Origin of the sequence: Halolamina sp. (genome assembly GCF_036626355.1) — an archaeon.
Lineage (GTDB): Archaea > Halobacteriota > Halobacteria > Halobacteriales > Haloferacaceae > Halolamina.
Map to the genome: position 1 here is coordinate 1 of NZ_JAZKRY010000064.1, position 16,895 is coordinate 16,895.

Here is a 16,895-nt window from a genome sequence, read left to right on the forward strand (position 1 = left end):
TCGGGCAACGGCCGATTGATTGTCTCCCGCGTCCCCGAGTCTCGGAATGCAAATCAGGACAGCGATGACCCCCGACACGACTCGTAACGAATTCTCGCCGAATCGATCACGCTTCCGATGAACTGGTCGTGGAGCACCCAAGACGCCTGATAAGGCGGAAGTGGACTCGCGGGGATTCCGGTACGCTGTTTCAAAGAATCCGTTTAATCTCCGCGCAGTCCTGCGGTTTGTATTTACTGGAAGATTACCTAAGCGCCTGCTTGTTCGGTCGTCACCTCGTCGTTCACGAGTGAGTAGTGGACTTCGATGTCGTCGTACTGTGCGATGGGTCGCTTCGAGCGACCGTCGGAGACCAGTTCGATGATGCCGAGTTCGGAGAGTTCCGTGAGATTTCGATGTACCTCTTTGAAATCACGGTCAACGACGTCCGCAGCTGCCCGCATGCTCTCGGGTTCGTGCTGGCGGATCGCTCGCAGGAGTTCCAGGTTCGCGGGGCTCAGGAGTCGGGCGAGGTCAGCTTCGGACTCGAAATTGAGCACGTGAGTATGGCCGGCATCTTCCGGCTCGTCGCCGGCCTCGATGGCTCGAAGCACGTCCTTCGTCTGTTCGCGGAGTCGGTCCTCTTCGCCCACGTAGACGTGGAGCGTTCGGTCGTCGGTAGATTCGGTGTCGGTCATGGTTTGGGAGTAGCGGTGGTTCAGCGGTGTTCGGTGATCTCTGACTCGAACTGTTCCACGAGTTCGACCATTCCGGGGAACTCGATTTCTTCGACCTCGTCGGCAGTGTGACGTTCGTGCCCTTTCGTCTCTTCGTGAGAGTTGTCGTACCGAAGTATCGTCTCGCCGTCGAGCGTGCCGAAGTGCAGCGAATACTTGTACCCTGAGGGGTACGCCGAATCGTCCGTCTTGATGATCGTCTGTCGTTCGACGTACCCGTCGAAGGTGTTCGTGAAGTCCCGGATGGTCTGAGCACCCATCGACATATGGTGGTGTTTCCCCCATCATCATAAGCCTATGGGGAACACCCCATCAGTACGGAACGGACCTCTGAGATTACAGACAGGCCGCGTCTCGATTACTCGACCTCCGCGTTACAGACAAGCACCACTTGTAACTACGGCAAATCCACTGACTCGATGGAAACGCTGCTATCCCTAGAGAACGTGAAACAAGATATGGGGCGCAAGAGACCGACAAGGATTCCGTGCCATAGAGCACGTTCTGTTGACTGGTCCGTGCGCGAAAGAAGCCGAGTCATGGGCGTGACAGCCCGGATGCCGCGGCGCGCGGCATCCGGGAAAGCCCGAATAGGTGAATCTCTGCTTCACGTGCTGGCGTCCCGAGTCACAAGATCGCCTCTCCGAGCGATGATGACAACTGGGCGGGCAGACAGACGAGGGGGTCGGCCGGAGCCTTTCTTTAGCATCTGCTATCGCCAGACAGCGACCGCACCGCAGACACGTTTCGACCGCCTACCGGCTGTGAAAGAAGCAGATCCCCGGACGGCGTAATCATTTTGTCGCTAGACGTGGTTTGGTCGGCTAGCAGCGTTTCCATAGGTGAATCCAAAGCGTTACGAAGCGTAATGGACTCGCGGGGATTTGAACCCCGGGCCTCTTCCTTGCGAAGGAAGCGATCTGCCACTGATCTACGAGCCCGCATTCGTACGCAGTCGGGGGAACGGTTTGAACGTTGCGCTTCCCCGTGCCCGCGGGCGACGACGCTGTGGCTCGCCGGCTGAAAAGGGAGAGAACTGAGAGCGGTTAGTCCTCGAGGACGATCTCGATGGAGACGTCGTTCGGAACCTGAATCCGCATCAGCTGGCGTAGCGCGCGTTCATCGGCGTCGATGTCGATCAGTCGCTTGTGGACCCGCATCTCCCAGTGCTCCCACGTGGCCGTCCCCTCACCGTCGGGGGACTTCCGGGACGGAACGTTGAGCTCCGTCGTGGGCAGCGGGATGGGACCCGACAGCGAGACGCCCGTCTTCTCCGCGATCTCCTGGACGTCGTCACAGATGTCGTCCAAGTCCTCCGGACTCGTACCGCTGAGTCGGACGCGGGCCTGTTGCTCGGGCATCTATCGCTCGTTGACGCTGAGCACTTTGCCTGCCGCGATGGTCTGACCCATGTCGCGGATGGCGAAGCTCCCGAGCTCCGGAATGTCGCCGGACGGCTCGATGGAGATGGGCTTTTGCGGGCGTACCGTCACGACTGCGGCGTCGCCGGACTTGATGAAGTCCGGGTTCTCTTCGGCGACCTCGCCGGTCGACGGGTCGAGCTTCTGGTCGATCGCCTCGATGGTACACGCGACCTGCGCCGTGTGGGCGTGGAAGACCGGCGTGTACCCAGCTGTGATGACGGAGGGGTGCTGCATGACGACGACCTGCGCCTGGAAGGTCTCGGCGACCGTGGGCGGGTCGTCGGCCGGGCCGGCGACGTCGCCACGGCGGATGTCGTCCTTGCCGATGCCGCGGACGTTGAACCCGACGTTGTCACCGGGCTCGGCCTTGGGTACCTCTTCGTGGTGCATCTCGATGGTCTTCACCTCGCCGCCCACGTCGCTGGGCTGGAACGAGACGTTGTCACCGATATTCATGACACCGGTCTCGATTCGTCCGACGGGAACGGTACCGATACCGGAGATAGTGTAGACGTCCTGGATGGGGAGTCGCAGCGGCGCGTCCGTCGGCGGCTGCGGCTCGGGCAGCTGGTTGAGGGACTCGACCAGGACCGGCCCGTCGTACCAGGCCATGTTGTCGGACGGCCCGGCGATGTTGTCGCCCTCGAAGGCCGAAATCGGGATGAACTCGGCGTCTTCGGTGTCGAAGCGCACCTGGTTGAGCAGGTCGGTAACCTCGCTGCGGACCTGCTTGTAGGTGTCCTCGCTGTAATCGACGATGTCCATCTTGTTGATGCCGACGATGAGCTCGTTGATACCCAGCGTGCGGGCCAGGAACACGTGCTCTCGGGTCTGGGGCGCGACGCCGTCGTCTGCCGCGACGACGAGCACCGCGTTGTCGGCCTGCGAGGCGCCCGTGATCATGTTCTTCACGAAGTCACGGTGGCCCGGGCAGTCGACGATAGTGAAATTATACTTCTCCGTGTCGAACTCCTGGTGGGCGATGTCGATGGTGACACCGCGCTCCCGCTCCTCGGCGAGGTTGTCCATGACGTAGGCGAACTCGAAGCCGCCCTTGCCTTTCTCCTCAGCCTCTTCGCGGTGCTGTTCGATCACGTGCTCAGGGACGGACCCCGTCTCGAACAGGAGCCGACCCACGAGCGTACTCTTCCCGTGGTCAACGTGGCCGATGATGGCCAGGTTCTGATGCGGTATGTCTTCGCTCATGGTGGATTCACGCGCTAAAGGCGCTGTGTAGGGAAACTTTAGCTTGAGCGCCGTAAAACCATTTCGATACGTCCCTCGATTCCGGCCACGTCAGGCGGTTTGTGGGACGTTGCCGTGGGTATCGGGTGATTGATTTATCAGTTCGGCGAGAGCCGCCCAACGTCCGATAGCACCGCTGAAGCCGTTTCCGGGCCGCCAGCACCCCGGCCCGAGAGGTTCAGTCGCCCGGCATGGCCCGTCTCCACCTGAACGATGTTCTGGGTGCCCGTCACCGCCAGCGTCCCGTTCTCGGGGAGCAGTCGCGGTCCGACACGCACCCGCTCGGGCGACGCCTCGCCGATGAGCCGGACCGTTCGTCCATCGTTGGCGGCGAGTTCGAGCGCGCTCGCCGGGAGTTCATCGATGCCCGACACCGCAGCGTCGGCGAGCGAGAGCGACCCCTCCAGGTCGTCGCGGGCCTCCCGAAGCACGTTCGCGATGATGACGCATTTGAGCGCCGCATCGGTCCCCTGCACGTCGAAGCTCGGGTCCGCTTCCGCGACGCCGAGTTCCTGGGCCTCTGCGAGCACGTGGTCGTACTCCAGCCCCTCGGCTGCCATCCGCGACAGCACGAAGTTCGCGGTGCCGTTGAGCACGCCTCGGACCGTCTCGACACGCGCCGGCCCGACGTCCTCGACGGTGTGCACCGCGGGAATGGCGCCCGCGACGGTCGCCTCGAACCGGAGCTCACCCGCACTCGCCGCTTCGGCGGCCCGCAGGTCCTCGTAGCGCTCCGCGACCGGGCCTTTGTTGGCCAGCACGACGTGCCGGTCTCGCTCGAACGCCGCAACCGCATGTGAGAACCCCGGCTCGGCGTCGCCCAGCGTCGTCGGCGTCGCCTCCACGAGCACGTCGTACTCGGCGTCGAGCAGCGTCTCGGGCTCGTCGTCGCCGACACTTCCCGTCCGAGTCTTCCGATCGAGCACCGCATCCACATCCAGCGCCTCGCCAAGTGTAGCGCCCGACGAGTCCGCGATACCGATGACCTCGTGTCCGTACTCGCCCGCGAGGGTGGCGACGGCGCGCCCAACCGCGCCCGCGCCCATCACGGCGAGTCTCATTCGGCCACCTCCAGGGGCTCGACGACGTCGAGTCCGTTCTCGTCGGCCACCTCGCGGATGCGGTCGAGTGCGGCCTCACGCTGGCCTGTTCGCGCACCCAGCCGGAACAGCGCGCTCGACTGCCCCTTGGTGCCGCCGGCCGCCGAGAGCTGCATCTCCTTGATACTGACAACGGTGCCCTCCTCGATAGCCCGGAGCGTCTCCGAGAGATTCGTATCGACCACATGTCCGGTCAAGATTACACTGAGCGCCTCGCCGTAGTACTCCTCGTCGGCGGCGACGACGGTGACGTCACGCTCACGAAGCGTGTCGACGATGGCGTCGAAGCGGCCCGCCGGACACTCCAGGTCCACTTCGATGGGAACGCGTCCCCCGGGTGTGAGATTGCCGCGCTCGTGGAACACCGAGAGGAGGTTGCCGCCGTGCTCGGCGATCGGGTCGAGTGCAGCGGCGAGTTCGCCCGGTTCATCGTCAAGTTCCAGCCGGAGTGTATGTGTGGTGGTGCCGCCGTCGGCAGTTGGGTCGGCCGAGCCGTCGTCGGCCGGCGCCTGCTCACTCACGAGAGACCACCCGGTCCGGTCGGTCGGGCTGAAGGGAACGGCACATACACTGGGATGCAGTGGTGGTCGGATAAGCTTTCCCGGCGTGTGAGAGCGGCCAGCACGACAGTAACGGCTCGGTGTTCGAAGAGCGCGGAAAAACGGGCTTAACCGCGCCGCGTTAGAAGTAGTCGACCGACTGTGGCAGTTCGAGCTTCATCCCCTTGCGCTCGCGAATCTCCATGATCTTCTCACGCTGGAGGTTGTCCGCCATCACGCGAAAGCCCGCGTTCTCGGTGTTCCAGGACGCCGAGCCCTCGGTGGCGCTCCGGATGTCGCTGGAGAACCCGATCATCTCCCCGACGGGCGCGATGCCCTCGACGACCATCTGGCCGGCCTCCTGGTACATGTCGTCGACGCGGCCACGGCGACCCTGAATCTCGCCGGACGCCGCGCCCATGTGCTCGCTCGGAACGTCGATCCGGACGTTCTGGATCGGTTCGAGCATGCGGATCTCGCCGTCGATGAGGGCGCGGTGGACGGCCTCACGGACGGCGGGGATGACCTGTGCGGGACCACGGTGGATGGTGTCCTCGTGGAGTCGCGCGTCGTGCAGGCGAAGGAGCGTCCCCTGCACGGGCTCGGCGGCCAGCGGGCCGTCGTCGAGCGCTTCCTGGAGCCCTTCGACCACGAGCTCCATCGTCTCGTTCAGGTGCTGAATCCCCTTCGTGTCGTCGATGAGGATGTTCGTCCCGTGGAGGGTCTCCACGTTCTGGGAGGTGTCCTTGTCCATGCCGGCGTCCTGCAGCGCTTCCCGGCGCTCCAGTTCGGGCATGTCCATCGAGACCTCGCCGAGCTGAATCGCATCGACGATGTCCTGCGCCATCGGGTGGATGGAGATGTAGAACTTGTTGTGCCGGTTGGGTGAGACGCCCTCGACCTCGCGGGACGCCTCCTGGGGCTGCTCGCGGTAGACGACGATGGGTTCGCCGGTGTTGACCGGGATACCCTGGTTCTTCTCGATGCGCTGTGTCACGACTTCGAGGTGAAGCTCGCCCTGGCCGCGGATGAGGTGCTCCCCGGTGTCCTCGTTGATCTCGATCTGGATAGTGGGGTCCTCTTTTGCGACCTGCTGGAGCGTCTCGATGAGCTTCGGCAGGTCGTCCATCGACTGCGCCTCGACGGACTTCGTGATGACCGGCTTCGAGATGTGCTCGATGGACTCGAAGGGCGTCATCTCGACGGAGGAGACCGTCGAGCCGGCGATGGCGTCTCGGAGACCCGTGACGGAAGCGATGTTCCCCGCGGGAACGTGATCCACTTCTTCCCGCTCACTCCCCATGAACAGCCCGACGGACTGGATGCGGTTCTTCCCGGCCGTCCCGGAGACAAAGAGGTCCTGGCCCTTCTCCAGCGTCCCGGAGAAGACACGACCCGTCGCGATTTCGCCGGCGTGCGGGTCCATGGAGATGTCCGTCACCATGAGCACGACGTCGCCGTCCTCGTTGACCATCTGCATGTCCTCGGCCAGCTGCGAGTCGGGGTCGCCACGCCAGATACGCGGAACGCGGTCCGGCTGTGCGTCGACCGGGTTCGGGAAGTGCTCACAGACCATGTCGAGCACGACGTCCGAGAGCGGCGAGCGCTCGTGAAGCTCCTGGCGCTGGTCGTTCTGCTCCATCTCGACGATATCCGCGAAGGAGATGCCGGTCTCCTGCATCGACGGCATCGAAACGCCCCACTTGTAGAGCGCCGAGCCGAAGCCGACGGTCCCCGCTTCGACGGAGACGGTCCAGTCCTCGGTGATATCGTCCATCTCCTCGGTCATTCCGCGGACCAGCTCGTTCACGTCGGCGATGACGCCGAGGAGCCGCTCCTGCATCTCCTCCTCACCTTCCTGCAGTTCGGAGATGAGGCGGTCGACCTTGTTGATGAACAGCGTCGGCTTGACGCCCTCGCGGAGCGCCTGCCGGAGCACCGTCTCGGTCTGGGGCATCGCGCCCTCAACCGCGTCGACAACCACGAGCGCGCCGTCGACGGCACGCATCGCTCGCGTCACGTCACCACCGAAGTCGACGTGGCCAGGAGTGTCGATGAGGTTGATCAGGTGGTTGGTGTCCTGATAGTCGTGGGTCATCGAGACGTTCGCCGCGTCGATGGTGATCCCACGCTCCTGCTCGTCTTCTTTCGTGTCCATCGCGAGCTGCTCACCGGCGGACTCCTCCGAGATCATGCCCGCGCCAGCCAGAAGATTGTCAGAGAGCGTCGTCTTGCCGTGGTCGACGTGTGCAGCGATTGCGATGTTCCGGATGTTCTCCGGGTTATTCATCAATCGTTCACACTCTTCGACGATTTTTCTACGTCGGCCCATTACCGTGTTTTACCCATGGCGGGGTCAAAAGGGTAGTGTTTCGCCCGAAGGAACGGTACGCCGCCACACGGTGGTTTCACCGGCGTCAACGGAGGGTTCGACTCGAGGACACACGGCCCCATCGCTCGAGGGCCGTGGGCTGGGCCGTCACAGCTCAGCGCCGTCGACGATGGCGTCCAGCGCATCGGCGACGGATCCGGGGCGTGCCACCACTGGCAGCGTCGCTCGCGCACGAGCTGATTGACCGTGCGTCAGGGGGTGATTCTTCCGTCGGCCTGCCACACCCATCCTGAGATAGCTGTCACTGGCGAAACCGTCTTCCGCGTTGACTTCGTGGTACAGATACGCATGGATATACGATTACCCGAGGGCGGGCCTGCCGAACCCTTTCTCGGTGCAGCAGAGCTGTTCGAGACCGAGCACGATATCGGGTTGCCCGTGCACGTTCGCCTGCGCGAGGACCCCGACGAACGGACCTGGGCCGGGCACTACGACGAGAGACACGTGCTCAACATCTCCCGACAGGCCGCAACCAGTGCGATGGCCAGGGAGCTCACCCTCCACGAGCTCTCACATATGGCGCGCTACGAGGAGCGCCATCCGTCACACCACCAGTCCACTCGGGAGGCCATCTTCCTCGGACTGGCTGGCAAGAGCGTCGAGCGCCGGAAGCTCAGTCACGTCTATCAGCTCGCCAACCACATGAAGGATATCTACGCCGACGATATCACCCTCTCGCTGGCGCCCGGCACGAAACTCGTCACGTTTCTGGAATCGCGGTTGGCGGCCGCCATCGCCGACCGTCCGCCCGCGGTGCCGACGGGCTGGCAGCTCGCGAGCCCCAACGCCGACCCGGAGATCACGGCGGTCAACGCCGCCTTCGCGCTCGCGCTCGTCGAACGACACGATCTCGTCGGCGATGACCACCGTCTCTACGACCTGGCTCATGCCGCCGCCGATGACGCGCCGGAAGTGTCGATTCACCAGTTCGTCGACGCGTTCCGCTCGCTCGAGGCCGACCCGACCGAAAGCGAGTATCGCAAGGCGCTGGTCGAGATGACCAGAGCGTACGTGGGCTCGGGGTGAGTACGGTTCGAGAGAGGAGCTATTGAACTGTGGGTGGGGGCCTGTCTCCGCGACGGCGACCGCAGACCGCAACAGCGGCTCGATCGTTGGCCAAGTGTACCGCAACGCTCCGCGGCAGCCTCGTTCCTCCCCAGCCGGCTCGCTGCCTACAGTCGCTCGCCCTCCGAGAGAGCAAGCTCTCTCGTGCTCTCGTTCGCTTGGTCGCCGGCTTCGCCGACTGCAAGCGGGACCTTCGGTCCCGTCGTGCTCACGAGAACCTCGCGCCCGCTCGCACACGACGGCGCTCGCGTTTCGGGCCGACCGCTGGATGTATCGAAAAGGTCACGCCGCCGCCCTGCTCACGACAGCTCGCTACCCCTGCGTGAGCCGCACCAGCACGTCGTCTCGTTCCAACGGGAACTCCCCGTTCGCTCGCCCGTCCCGGTTCGACGTGATGGCGTAGAGCGCGCCGTCGGGCCCTTGTTCGATGTGCCGAATCCGGCCGAGTTCGTTCGTCAGCGCGTCGTGACTCGTCACAGTGTAGGCGTCGTCGAGCCAGTCCGCATCGTATCGGGTGCCGGTCTCGCCCAGCGGCGGCGGCTCCCCGCCGGGTGGGGTCAGCGTGAACAGCTTCAACTGCTGGCTCGCGAGTGTCCCGACGAGATAGCGGTTCGTGAGCGACGGGAGCGTCTCCCCCTGGTAGAACACCGCGCCCGAGGGCGCCCAGACGCCGCCGTCGATTGGGTGATTCGCCAGCGGGCGGTGGTAATCCGTCCCTTCGTACTGCTCCGGTTCCCGGGCCTCGGGCCAGCCGTAGTTCGCGCCGACTTCGAGCCGGTTCAGTTCGTCCGGCCCGGGGCCGTGCTCGTCGACGATCGTCGTCGTATCCGGAAGCCAGCCGATCCCTTGCGGGTTACGGTGGCCCATCGTGAAGATTCGCGGGTCGCCGGGGCTCTCGTTACCCGGCGCTGCCTCACCTTCGGCTGTGAGTCGGAGCACCGAACCCGCCAGTGAGTCGGGGTCGCCAGCCAGTTCCCTCTCGCCGGCGTCGCCGACCGTCACATAGAGATAGTTCGCCGGACCGAACGTGATGCGCCCACCGTTGTGGATGTTCGAGGCTGGCGTTTCCAGGAGCGTCTTGCTGTGTTTGCCCGGCTCGTCAGCGGAGACGTCGTAGTACGCGAGCCGATTCACCAACTTGTCGCCGACATCCGCGGTGTAGTAGACGTAGAGCAGCGGCACGTCGGGGTAGTTCGGGTGGACCGCCAGCCCCATCGTCCCGCCCTCGCCGCCGTCGACGAACCACGAGTTCTCGGTCGCTCCAGGCTCGACCGAGCCGGCGTCGATCGCCTCGTGTGGCCGGGTGACGCCGACCACCTCGCCCTCCTCGTAGCGCAGTATCCGCCCGGTGCGCTCGGTCAGAAACAGTTGCCCTGTCGGGGCAAAGGCGAGGTCCCACGGGATTTCGAGGTTCTCGACCAACACTTCGACAGAGAGCGAGCGCTCGGGGGCGGTGCTCGGCGCAGTCCACTCCGGGTCGTAGCCGGCCCACGCCGTCTCGTCGTGGCTGAGGCTCGTGTCGTACTGCGGTACCTGCGGTGTTGGCGTCGACGTTGCTGTCTCTGTCCCCAGCCAACCGTCACCTCCCGAGGAGTTGTCTTTCGTGTCAGTCCCTCCCGGCGCGCCGCTACAGCCGGCCAGAGCGACCGTCGAGAGCGCGAGCAGGCGGCGGCGGCGGAGCTCGTCCGGAATCATACGCGCCTTACCTGAGGCGGCTCCTAAACTCTTCGGTCGGTGTTACTGGACACCGGATGGCGCCAACCCCCGAACTGACCGGCCCGCGAGAACGACGCCGAGGGTTACGAGGAGGAAGAGGCCGCCAAGCGCCGCCAGCGCGGTCGTTTCGCCGACCGCACTGACACTGCCGGCGGCGTCCGTGCCAGCGGTATCGGCGAGCACACCCGCACCGACTGCGAGGGGAAGCTTCCAGAGGCGGACCAACAGCGAGACCGAGGAGAGCACCGTCGCGCGCCCAGAGTCGTCGACGGCACCGCTCACCTGGTTGTTGACCATCGGCAGCAGCAGCGAACGCGCAGCGCGTTGGGCGACGAACAGCGGGAGCGCGAGGACGAGGACGAGCCGCGGCAGCACGAGCAGCACGGCGGTGACGACCGGGACGGCGACGAGCAGCGGCCTGACCCCGAAGCGGTCCTCCAACGGTCCGGCGTACTGACTCGCGACGGCCGAAACGCCGGTGAACCCCGCGTAGAGCAGGCCGAGGCCGACACCGACGGAAACGCCCTCGGGGAAGACCGCAGCCAGCGGTCCCGCGGCGCCGCCCACCCTCGAGAGAGCGGCGGATGCACCGCCGCTCCCGGCCGAGGCGAACAGCGCCTCCGCGACCGGCTGGACGTACGTCGTCGAGGCGCTGACGACGCCGAAAAAGAGCGCGACGTAGAGCACGAACGAGCGAAGTTTCGGCGTCGCGACCGCCCGCTTCAGGACGGCGAACGTGTCCCGTGCCGCCGGGCCCACGCGGTCGTGCTCCCCCGTTTCCCGGTATGCGCGGTTCGCCGGCAGCGAGAACAGCACGCCCAGCCCCAGCACGTTCAGCCCGAAACTGGCGATGAACGGCCACGTCGGTCTGAATGCGTAGAGCAGCCCGCCCCCTATCGCCGTCGCGACGGACGTCCACTGCATCACCGCCGCCCCACGGCCCCTGACCCGGGTGAACGCGTCAGTATCCAGGCGCTCGTCGAGCGTGTCGTAGAGCCAGGCGTCGACGCTCCCGGAAGCAAACGTCATCCCGATGGCCCACGGGACGTAGAGCACCGCGTAGGCCCAGAACGACTGGGCGACGACGAACCCCGCAAGCGAGATGGCTTTCAGGCCGATACTGATGGCGATGCTCGCCCGACGGCCCAGCCAGTCCCCGACGTAGCCCGTCGGCACCTCGCCAGCGACGACCAGCGCCGCCGAGAGCGCGCTCAACACCCCGATCTGGGTGAAGTTCAACGACCGCAGGAGAAACAGCGTGAAAATCGGGGAGATGAACCCGACCGAGCGGGTCGCCTGCAGCAGGTAGAACTTCGTGACGACGCGGGAGGGCACTGGACAAACATACGTGAGTAGCCGAGAAAAGTTCTTTCTGAAACGAGTTCCTGTAGGCTATCGAAGAAGTTTCGGGGCCGACAACGATTTGCCGGAGCCCCCGGAGTCCACGGCCATGCAGTCCCGCGCAGTGTTCTTCGACCTGGACCACACCCTGTATGCCTACCCGCCCTGCAACGAGGCGGGAAAGCGGGCCGCCTGGGAGAGGTTTCTCGACCTGGGCTACGACCTCCGTCGCGACGAGTTCGGGGAGCGTTAGGAGGCGGCCCGCCCCGAGGTGAAACGCGAACTCGCCGGGACCGCCTCCGCTCACGAACGCTACCTCTACTTCAAGCGACTCATCGACATCTACGCCAACACCCACCGCTCGGGCGACGCGCTCGCGCTCGGTGACGCGTACTGGGACGCCTACGTCGCCACGATGGAGCTGTTCGACGGCGTCGAGGAGACGCTCTCGACCCTGCAGGAGGCCAGCGTCGATATCGCCATCCTCGGCAACCTCACGACCCGAATCCAGCTGGAGAAGATCCGTCATCTCGGTATCGAGAGGTTCGTCGACCACCTGCTGACCAGCGAGGAGACCGCGCGAGCTCCCCCCGATTCACTACATGATCGTCGCGGTTGGAAAGCGCGTTCCTGTCGCCGAATTCGCCCCCTACGGCACCGAGGAACTGGCCGTGAACGTCGTCGCCGCGATGGCCGAGGCCGAGGCGTCGGCGACGTTCATCGAGAACCACGGGCTGGTAGTGGTTGCAAAGGATGTCGAGACGGCGCTCGAACACACCACCCACGTCGAGTCGCTTTCCCGGCTCTACCTGCAGGCGAGCGCGGTTGGTGAACCGGTTGAACTTGATGACGCGGCACTAGAGGCGACGATGGAGAAGTTCGCGGAGTACGGGCAGGAGGAGTAACGGTAATCTCGTTCTATCCGGGAAGCTCCCCTGAACTGCCCCCCAGAGCACGTCTTTATATAGGGAACGCCGACCTAGCAGATAGCGTATTGATGTCTGACGGGGATTTATCTAAACCCAGATGAACGCCAGAGTATGTTACGGGCGAACGGGACGATCGCCGAGCAGATCGTCGAGAAAGTAGCGAACACGGCCGATACCGACGTTCTCGACCAACCGCCGCTGTACGACGTCATCGACCCGGACGCCCTCGATGCGCTCGTCGAGGCCATGTCGGACGGCGAGGTCTCGTTCATCTATGCCGGATACGAAGTGACGGTCGAAAGCGACAGAACCGTGACGCTCGACGAGCTCCGTTCCGGCTATCAGACTGTCGGAACGCCCGTGAGCGACGACTGACAGAGACGCACACAGACTGACCGCCGGACCAGACCTGACGGAGTATCGGAGAACGTTCTTCCACTGTTCGGGAAGCGATCGCTTTCGAGCGAACCACTCGGTTGACGGTGCAGGCGCTCGTCGAACGCTGAAAACGAAAGAGAGAGAGAACTGCTCAGCGAGCTGCGGCCGCGACGCGCTCGGTCTCCTCCTTCTGGGAGATGGGGTAGGCCTGCACGTCGTACTCGGCGGCGCCGATGAGCTGTCGGGCCAGCGCCTCGGCGGCGCTGGTGGTGGAGTTACGGGAGGCGTTGAGCGTGCCCACCGCGATGAACTTCAGCCCCTGGTCGACACGGCGCTGGGGAGCCACGTCGACAGCTTTCGGGACGGAGATGCCGCCGTACTTCAGGCGAACGGTCTCCTCGCGCGGGGCGGCGTTCTCGACGGCCGTCACCAGCACCTGCGCCGGGTTCTCCTCGGTCTGCTCGTGGACGGCCTCGAAGGCGTCCCGAACGATGTTGGTGGTCTTCTGCTTGTGGCCGGTGTTGTCCTCGGTCTGCATCAGCCGATTGATGAGCCGCTCGACGATGCTGATCTCGGACTTCTGGAACTGCTTGCTTGCGTGCCGGCCCATCGTGTGGGCCACGGGCGTGACGTTGAGGTAGCGACGCGTGGAGGGGTCGCTGTACTCGATCTCGCTCACGTCCCAGACGCCGAACAGCAGGGCGTCGGTCTCGAGATCCTCGGCGGCGCCCGGCGCGTCGGGCTCGGGGGCGTCCTGCCCGCTCATCGGACCGGTTTCTCCGCGTTGCCGCGAACCAGTTCGATCATCGAGACGCCGTTGACTTTCTCGACCTTGTAGTTGACACCCGAGATGTCACCCATCGCTCGACCTTTCGAGCCGCCGATCCCGGCGATGGTGACCTCGTCGTGCTCGTCGATAAACGAGATGGCGCCGTCACCGGGACAGAACGCGGTGACCTGCTTCCCGTTCTTGATGAGCTGGACCCGGACGCATTTCCGGATCGCCGAGTTGGGCTGTTTTGCCTCGATACCCACCTTCTCCAGCACGATACCCCGACCCTGAGGCGCACCCTCGAGGGGGTCGGACTTCTCCTTGAGTCCTCGCTCGCGGCGCGCGTACTCGGAGTCGGACCACCGTCGCTTCTGACGGTCCTTCTTGAGCTTCCGCGCGGCGTATTTGCCGTTCGCCATGTACAGTCAGATTCCCAACGGAGCCACTTAAGCATCACCTTTCGCCGAGGCGAGACGGGTCGAGAGCACCTTAGCGGTTACGCTAATCGAATCTGAGGCCGTTTCGGCGAGATACGGCCGTCGTCGCGTAACACGTCGAGCGCGGGTTTCGGCGCCGATAGGGGCCTGAGAACCGGTGAGACCGAGTCAGGCTGACGCCCGCTACGTCAGCTGCACGTCGTCGATGTCGAAATGCCGCGCGGCGAGTTCCCGGGCGGTCTCGATGGACTCGCCCTCGGCGCCGATGGCGACGCCGCGGTCAGCCTGGGGCACCTCGACGTAGGCGACGGTGCTACCACCCTGTTCGGAGAGCGTGACGTTACGCACGGCCGCGGGCGCGAGGCAATTCGCGACGAACGCCGCCCGGTCGTCGGCGTTCTCGACGAGGTCGACCGATTCGCTGAGGCGCTCCTCGACCTGCTGGACCGTCTCGCCGTGCGGGCCGATTGCCGTCCCCATCTTCCCAGCGGGGACGAGGAAGACGATTCGCTCGTCGCGTATCAGGCAGTCGACCGGGGTGACACCGGTGAGTTCGTCGAAGGCCTGGATATACTGCCGGGCCTCGTCCGAGAGCGTCACCGTCATCGGCGCACCTCGGCGACGCGCCGGGCTGTGGAGGGCTGGCGGGTCATCAGTCGTCCGCGGAGGTGCTCGGCTTCGACCCCATCCGGAGGTCGACGTCGCCGGTGCCGATGGAGACTGGCTTCCCGACGATGACGTTCTCGATGACGCCGTTGAGGTCGTCGACCTCGCCGTGGATAGCGGCGTCGAGCAGGTGGTTCACCGTCACCTCGAACGCCGCGCGGGCGAGCACCGAGTCCTTCGAGCCGGAGATCCCGTGCCGGCCGATGGACTGGATGGTGCCGCGGTTGGTCATGATGTCCGCGACCAGCATCAGGTGGCGAACGTTCACGTCGTCGAGCCCCTGCTCGGCGAGCGTCTCGTTGGTCTCGTTGATGATGGTCTCACGAGCGGCCTCGATCCCGAGCTCCTCGTGAACCTCGTGGATGTTGTTACAGGTCGAGCGGGTGGTGTCGACGCCCTCGATCTCGAGCACGTCGCCGAACGCCGACCCCTCGGTGTAGAGCACGAACTCCTCCTCGCCGTCGCCGGACTCCGTCCGGCTGCTAGAGGAACCCTGTTCCTCCCTGTCGTCCATCTCCTCCTTCCGGATAACGACGCGGGAGACCTCCTCGATGCCCTTGAACACGACCTCGCGGAGCTCCTCGACCAGCTGGAGCAGCTGTCGGTAGCTGGGCTGCTCGGGGCCGAACGCGATCTTCGTTCCCTGGCGCTTCGTCGCGACCTTCAGGTTGCTCTCGATGGTCTCCTGGATCTCCTCGGCGACCTCGCCCACGTCGTCGTAGGTGGGCCAGCGCTTCTGGAGCGTGTCCTCGTTCAGGTCGATGGTGACCTGCATGTCGGCCACGTTGGTCGAGACGTTCCCCAGCGCGAGGATCTTCGTCGCCTCGATCTGCCAGACGACCTCGCGGGCCTTGTCGCGGTCGGTCGCGTACTCGCCGTCGAGGTAGACCGTCATCGTTGGCGTGTCCGGCGTCTTCCGGGCGTCGACCAGCTCGATGAGTCGGGGCAGCCCTTGGGTCACGTCGATCTCCGCGACGCCCGCGAAGTGGAACGTGTTCATCGTCAGCTGGGTTCCCGGTTCACCGATGGACTGAGCCGACACCGTCCCGACGGGGTCGAGCGCGTCGACCCGCGTCTCGTTATAGCGGTTGACGACCGCGGTGACGATCTCCTCGGCCTCGGTCCTGGTTGCGCCGTTCGCTTCCTCGATGGCGGTGTAGACGCGGTCTTTCAGTCGTCGCGGGATATCCGTCCCCTCGACGAGCTTCTCAGTCTGCTCGTCGATGTGTTCGAAGCTCTCGGGGAGTGCCTCAGTCATCGGATTTCACCCCCGCACCGCCGGCCTTGTTGAGACCCGGTCCGGCGTACTCCGAGAGGTTCGTCGTCTCGTCGCGCTCGCCGAGGAACCGGGCTTTCTGTTCGTCGCTGCTGAACTCGCTGTCGAGTACGCGCTGGGTGATTCCCTCCACGTCGATGGGGTCGTCCTCGCCGGAGGAGACCTTCACGGGCGAGGTGCCGTCCTCGCCGAACTCGAACTGGACGACGGTGCCCGAGGTGTCACGGACTGTGCCGTCGTACTGCGCTTCCAGCTCCGAGAGTGCGTTGATGAGCCGACGCTGCAGGTAGCCGGACTTGGAGGTCCGGACTGCCGTGTCGACCAGCCCCTCGCGGCCCCCCATGGCGTGGAAGAAGAACTCCCGCGGGGAGAGCCCCGAGCGGTAGGAGTTCTCCACGAAGCCGTGTGCTTCGGCAGAGAGGTCGCCGCGCTTGAAGTGACTCAGCGTGCGGTCCTCGTAGCCGCGGTTGATGCGCTCGCCGCTGACGGACTGCTGGCCGACACAGCCGGCCATCTGGGTCAGGTTGAGCATCGAACCACGCGCACCGGACTGAGCCATGACCACGGCGGGGTTGTCGTCGTCGAAGTGGTCGTCGGCGATGTCACCCGCGGAGTCACGCGCCTTGCCCAGCGTCTGCATGATCTTCAGCTCGAGTGTCTCGTCGACGGTCCGGCCGGGGATGGAGTTGAGCTCGCCGGCACGGTAGGTCTCGATGAGCTCGTTCACGCGCTCGTGAGCGTTGTCGATGGCCTCGTCGACCTGTTCGGAGGCCGCGGGCGGGATGGACTCGTCGTCGATCCCGATCGAGAACCCGAAGTGCATGATGGAGCGCATCGCCAGTGTGGCCACCTCGTTGATGAACACGCGGGCACGCGTCTCCGAGTACTCCTTCGTGATG

The 16,895-nt window shown here is 64.9% G+C and carries 16 protein-coding genes, 1 tRNA gene and 2 pseudogenes; 4 read left to right on the forward strand and 15 right to left on the reverse strand.

Annotation, left to right across the window (positions count from 1 at the left end; genetic code table 11):
• Positions 1-248: 248 nt before the first annotated feature.
• The 8 genes from V5A38_RS10660 to V5A38_RS10695 form a co-directional block, all read right to left on the reverse strand.
• Positions 249-677, reverse strand: a complete 429-nt coding sequence (locus V5A38_RS10660) for a hypothetical protein (protein WP_332325745.1) — start codon at positions 675-677, stop codon at positions 249-251.
• A 20-nt stretch (positions 678-697) separates the two neighbouring features.
• Positions 698-976 (reverse strand): DUF6516 family protein, encoded by a 279-nt coding sequence (locus V5A38_RS10665; protein ID WP_332325759.1) that lies wholly within the window; start codon positions 974-976, stop codon positions 698-700.
• Between the two features lie 609 nt (positions 977-1,585).
• Positions 1,586-1,657 (reverse strand) — tRNA-Ala (locus V5A38_RS10670).
• A 105-nt stretch (positions 1,658-1,762) separates the two neighbouring features.
• On the reverse strand, positions 1,763-2,077 hold the full coding sequence (gene rpsJ, locus V5A38_RS10675) for a 30S ribosomal protein S10 (RefSeq protein ID WP_332325746.1): 315 nt from the start codon (positions 2,075-2,077) through the stop codon (positions 1,763-1,765).
• Positions 2,078-3,346 carry a translation elongation factor EF-1 subunit alpha gene (gene tuf, locus V5A38_RS10680; RefSeq protein ID WP_332325747.1) on the reverse strand — a complete coding sequence of 423 codons (1,269 nt, stop codon included), beginning with the start codon at positions 3,344-3,346 and terminating at the stop codon, positions 2,078-2,080.
• Positions 3,347-3,483: 137 nt separating this feature from the next.
• Positions 3,484-4,446, reverse strand: coding sequence for a homoserine dehydrogenase (locus V5A38_RS10685; protein WP_332325748.1), 963 nt, complete (start codon positions 4,444-4,446; stop codon positions 3,484-3,486).
• A complete protein-coding gene (locus V5A38_RS10690) occupies positions 4,443-5,006 on the reverse strand; it encodes an amino acid-binding protein (protein WP_332325749.1) in 564 nt (187 codons plus the stop codon). Before V5A38_RS10690 ends, V5A38_RS10685 begins: the two co-directional genes overlap by 4 nt.
• A gap of 160 nt (positions 5,007-5,166) precedes the next feature.
• Positions 5,167-7,356: an elongation factor EF-2 gene (locus tag V5A38_RS10695; protein WP_332325750.1), complete on the reverse strand. Its 2,190-nt coding sequence runs from the start codon at positions 7,354-7,356 to the stop codon at positions 5,167-5,169.
• A 348-nt stretch (positions 7,357-7,704) separates the two neighbouring features.
• On the opposite strand from V5A38_RS10695, the gene V5A38_RS10700 reads away from it, so the two are divergent.
• Entirely contained in the window at positions 7,705-8,442 is a 738-nt protein-coding gene (locus V5A38_RS10700) for a DUF5781 family protein (RefSeq protein WP_332325751.1), read from the forward strand.
• Between the two features lie 351 nt (positions 8,443-8,793).
• Here the strand turns inward: V5A38_RS10700 and V5A38_RS10705 are convergent, their stop codons facing one another.
• A complete protein-coding gene (locus V5A38_RS10705; protein WP_332325752.1) occupies positions 8,794-10,176 on the reverse strand; it encodes a PQQ-dependent sugar dehydrogenase in 1,383 nt (460 codons plus the stop codon).
• A 42-nt stretch (positions 10,177-10,218) separates the two neighbouring features.
• Positions 10,219-11,532 carry an MFS transporter gene (locus V5A38_RS10710; RefSeq protein ID WP_332325753.1) on the reverse strand — a complete coding sequence of 438 codons (1,314 nt, stop codon included), beginning with the start codon at positions 11,530-11,532 and terminating at the stop codon, positions 10,219-10,221.
• A gap of 115 nt (positions 11,533-11,647) precedes the next feature.
• Between V5A38_RS10710 and V5A38_RS10715 the strand changes: the two genes are divergently transcribed.
• From V5A38_RS10715 to V5A38_RS10725, 3 genes and pseudogenes are all read left to right on the forward strand, one after another.
• Positions 11,648-11,791, forward strand: a complete 144-nt coding sequence (locus V5A38_RS10715) for a hypothetical protein (protein ID WP_332325754.1) — start codon at positions 11,648-11,650, stop codon at positions 11,789-11,791.
• 325 nt (positions 11,792-12,116) lie between these two features.
• Positions 12,117-12,443 (forward strand): annotated as a pseudogene (locus V5A38_RS10720) (class II aldolase/adducin family protein); the annotation flags it as partial.
• 135 nt (positions 12,444-12,578) lie between these two features.
• Complete coding sequence (locus tag V5A38_RS10725; protein ID WP_332325755.1) at positions 12,579-12,842, forward strand: HalOD1 output domain-containing protein; 264 nt, start codon at positions 12,579-12,581, stop codon at positions 12,840-12,842.
• A 154-nt stretch (positions 12,843-12,996) separates the two neighbouring features.
• Here V5A38_RS10725 and V5A38_RS10730 read toward each other — a convergent pair whose 3' ends face one another.
• The 5 genes and pseudogenes from V5A38_RS10730 to V5A38_RS10750 all read right to left on the reverse strand — a co-directional run.
• Positions 12,997-13,611, reverse strand: a complete 615-nt coding sequence (locus V5A38_RS10730; RefSeq protein ID WP_332325756.1) for a 30S ribosomal protein S7 — start codon at positions 13,609-13,611, stop codon at positions 12,997-12,999.
• A complete protein-coding gene (locus V5A38_RS10735) occupies positions 13,608-14,036 on the reverse strand; it encodes a 30S ribosomal protein S12 (RefSeq protein WP_209489934.1) in 429 nt (142 codons plus the stop codon). The genes V5A38_RS10730 and V5A38_RS10735 overlap by 4 nt, the downstream gene beginning before the upstream one ends.
• 201 nt (positions 14,037-14,237) lie before the next feature.
• Complete coding sequence (locus V5A38_RS10740; RefSeq protein WP_332325757.1) at positions 14,238-14,660, reverse strand: NusA-like transcription termination signal-binding factor; 423 nt, start codon at positions 14,658-14,660, stop codon at positions 14,238-14,240.
• Positions 14,661-14,706: 46 nt separating this feature from the next.
• Positions 14,707-15,978, reverse strand: coding sequence for a DNA-directed RNA polymerase subunit A'' (rpoA2, locus tag V5A38_RS10745; protein ID WP_332325758.1), 1,272 nt, complete (start codon positions 15,976-15,978; stop codon positions 14,707-14,709).
• A pseudogene (locus tag V5A38_RS10750) lies at positions 15,971-16,895 on the reverse strand (DNA-directed RNA polymerase subunit A'); the annotation flags it as partial. The gene rpoA2 and the pseudogene V5A38_RS10750, both read right to left, overlap by 8 nt.

Coding starts and splice junctions, on each gene's coding strand:
- V5A38_RS10685 (WP_332325748.1), bottom strand. CDS start 4,446: ATGAGACTCGCCGTGATGGGCGCGGGCGCGGTTGGGCGCGCCGTCGCC.
- V5A38_RS10715 (WP_332325754.1), top strand. CDS start 11,648: ATGCAGTCCCGCGCAGTGTTCTTCGACCTGGACCACACCCTGTATGCC.
- V5A38_RS10725 (WP_332325755.1), top strand. CDS start 12,579: ATGTTACGGGCGAACGGGACGATCGCCGAGCAGATCGTCGAGAAAGTA.
- V5A38_RS10740 (WP_332325757.1), bottom strand. CDS start 14,660: ATGACGGTGACGCTCTCGGACGAGGCCCGGCAGTATATCCAGGCCTTC.
- V5A38_RS10730 (WP_332325756.1), bottom strand. CDS start 13,611: ATGAGCGGGCAGGACGCCCCCGAGCCCGACGCGCCGGGCGCCGCCGAG.
- rpsJ (WP_332325746.1), bottom strand. CDS start 2,077: ATGCCCGAGCAACAGGCCCGCGTCCGACTCAGCGGTACGAGTCCGGAG.
- V5A38_RS10695 (WP_332325750.1), bottom strand. CDS start 7,356: ATGGGCCGACGTAGAAAAATCGTCGAAGAGTGTGAACGATTGATGAAT.
- V5A38_RS10735 (WP_209489934.1), bottom strand. CDS start 14,036: ATGGCGAACGGCAAATACGCCGCGCGGAAGCTCAAGAAGGACCGTCAG.
- rpoA2 (WP_332325758.1), bottom strand. CDS start 15,978: ATGACTGAGGCACTCCCCGAGAGCTTCGAACACATCGACGAGCAGACT.
- V5A38_RS10660 (WP_332325745.1), bottom strand. CDS start 677: ATGACCGACACCGAATCTACCGACGACCGAACGCTCCACGTCTACGTG.
- V5A38_RS10700 (WP_332325751.1), top strand. CDS start 7,705: ATGGATATACGATTACCCGAGGGCGGGCCTGCCGAACCCTTTCTCGGT.
- V5A38_RS10665 (WP_332325759.1), bottom strand. CDS start 976: ATGGGTGCTCAGACCATCCGGGACTTCACGAACACCTTCGACGGGTAC.
- tuf (WP_332325747.1), bottom strand. CDS start 3,346: ATGAGCGAAGACATACCGCATCAGAACCTGGCCATCATCGGCCACGTT.
- V5A38_RS10705 (WP_332325752.1), bottom strand. CDS start 10,176: ATGATTCCGGACGAGCTCCGCCGCCGCCGCCTGCTCGCGCTCTCGACG.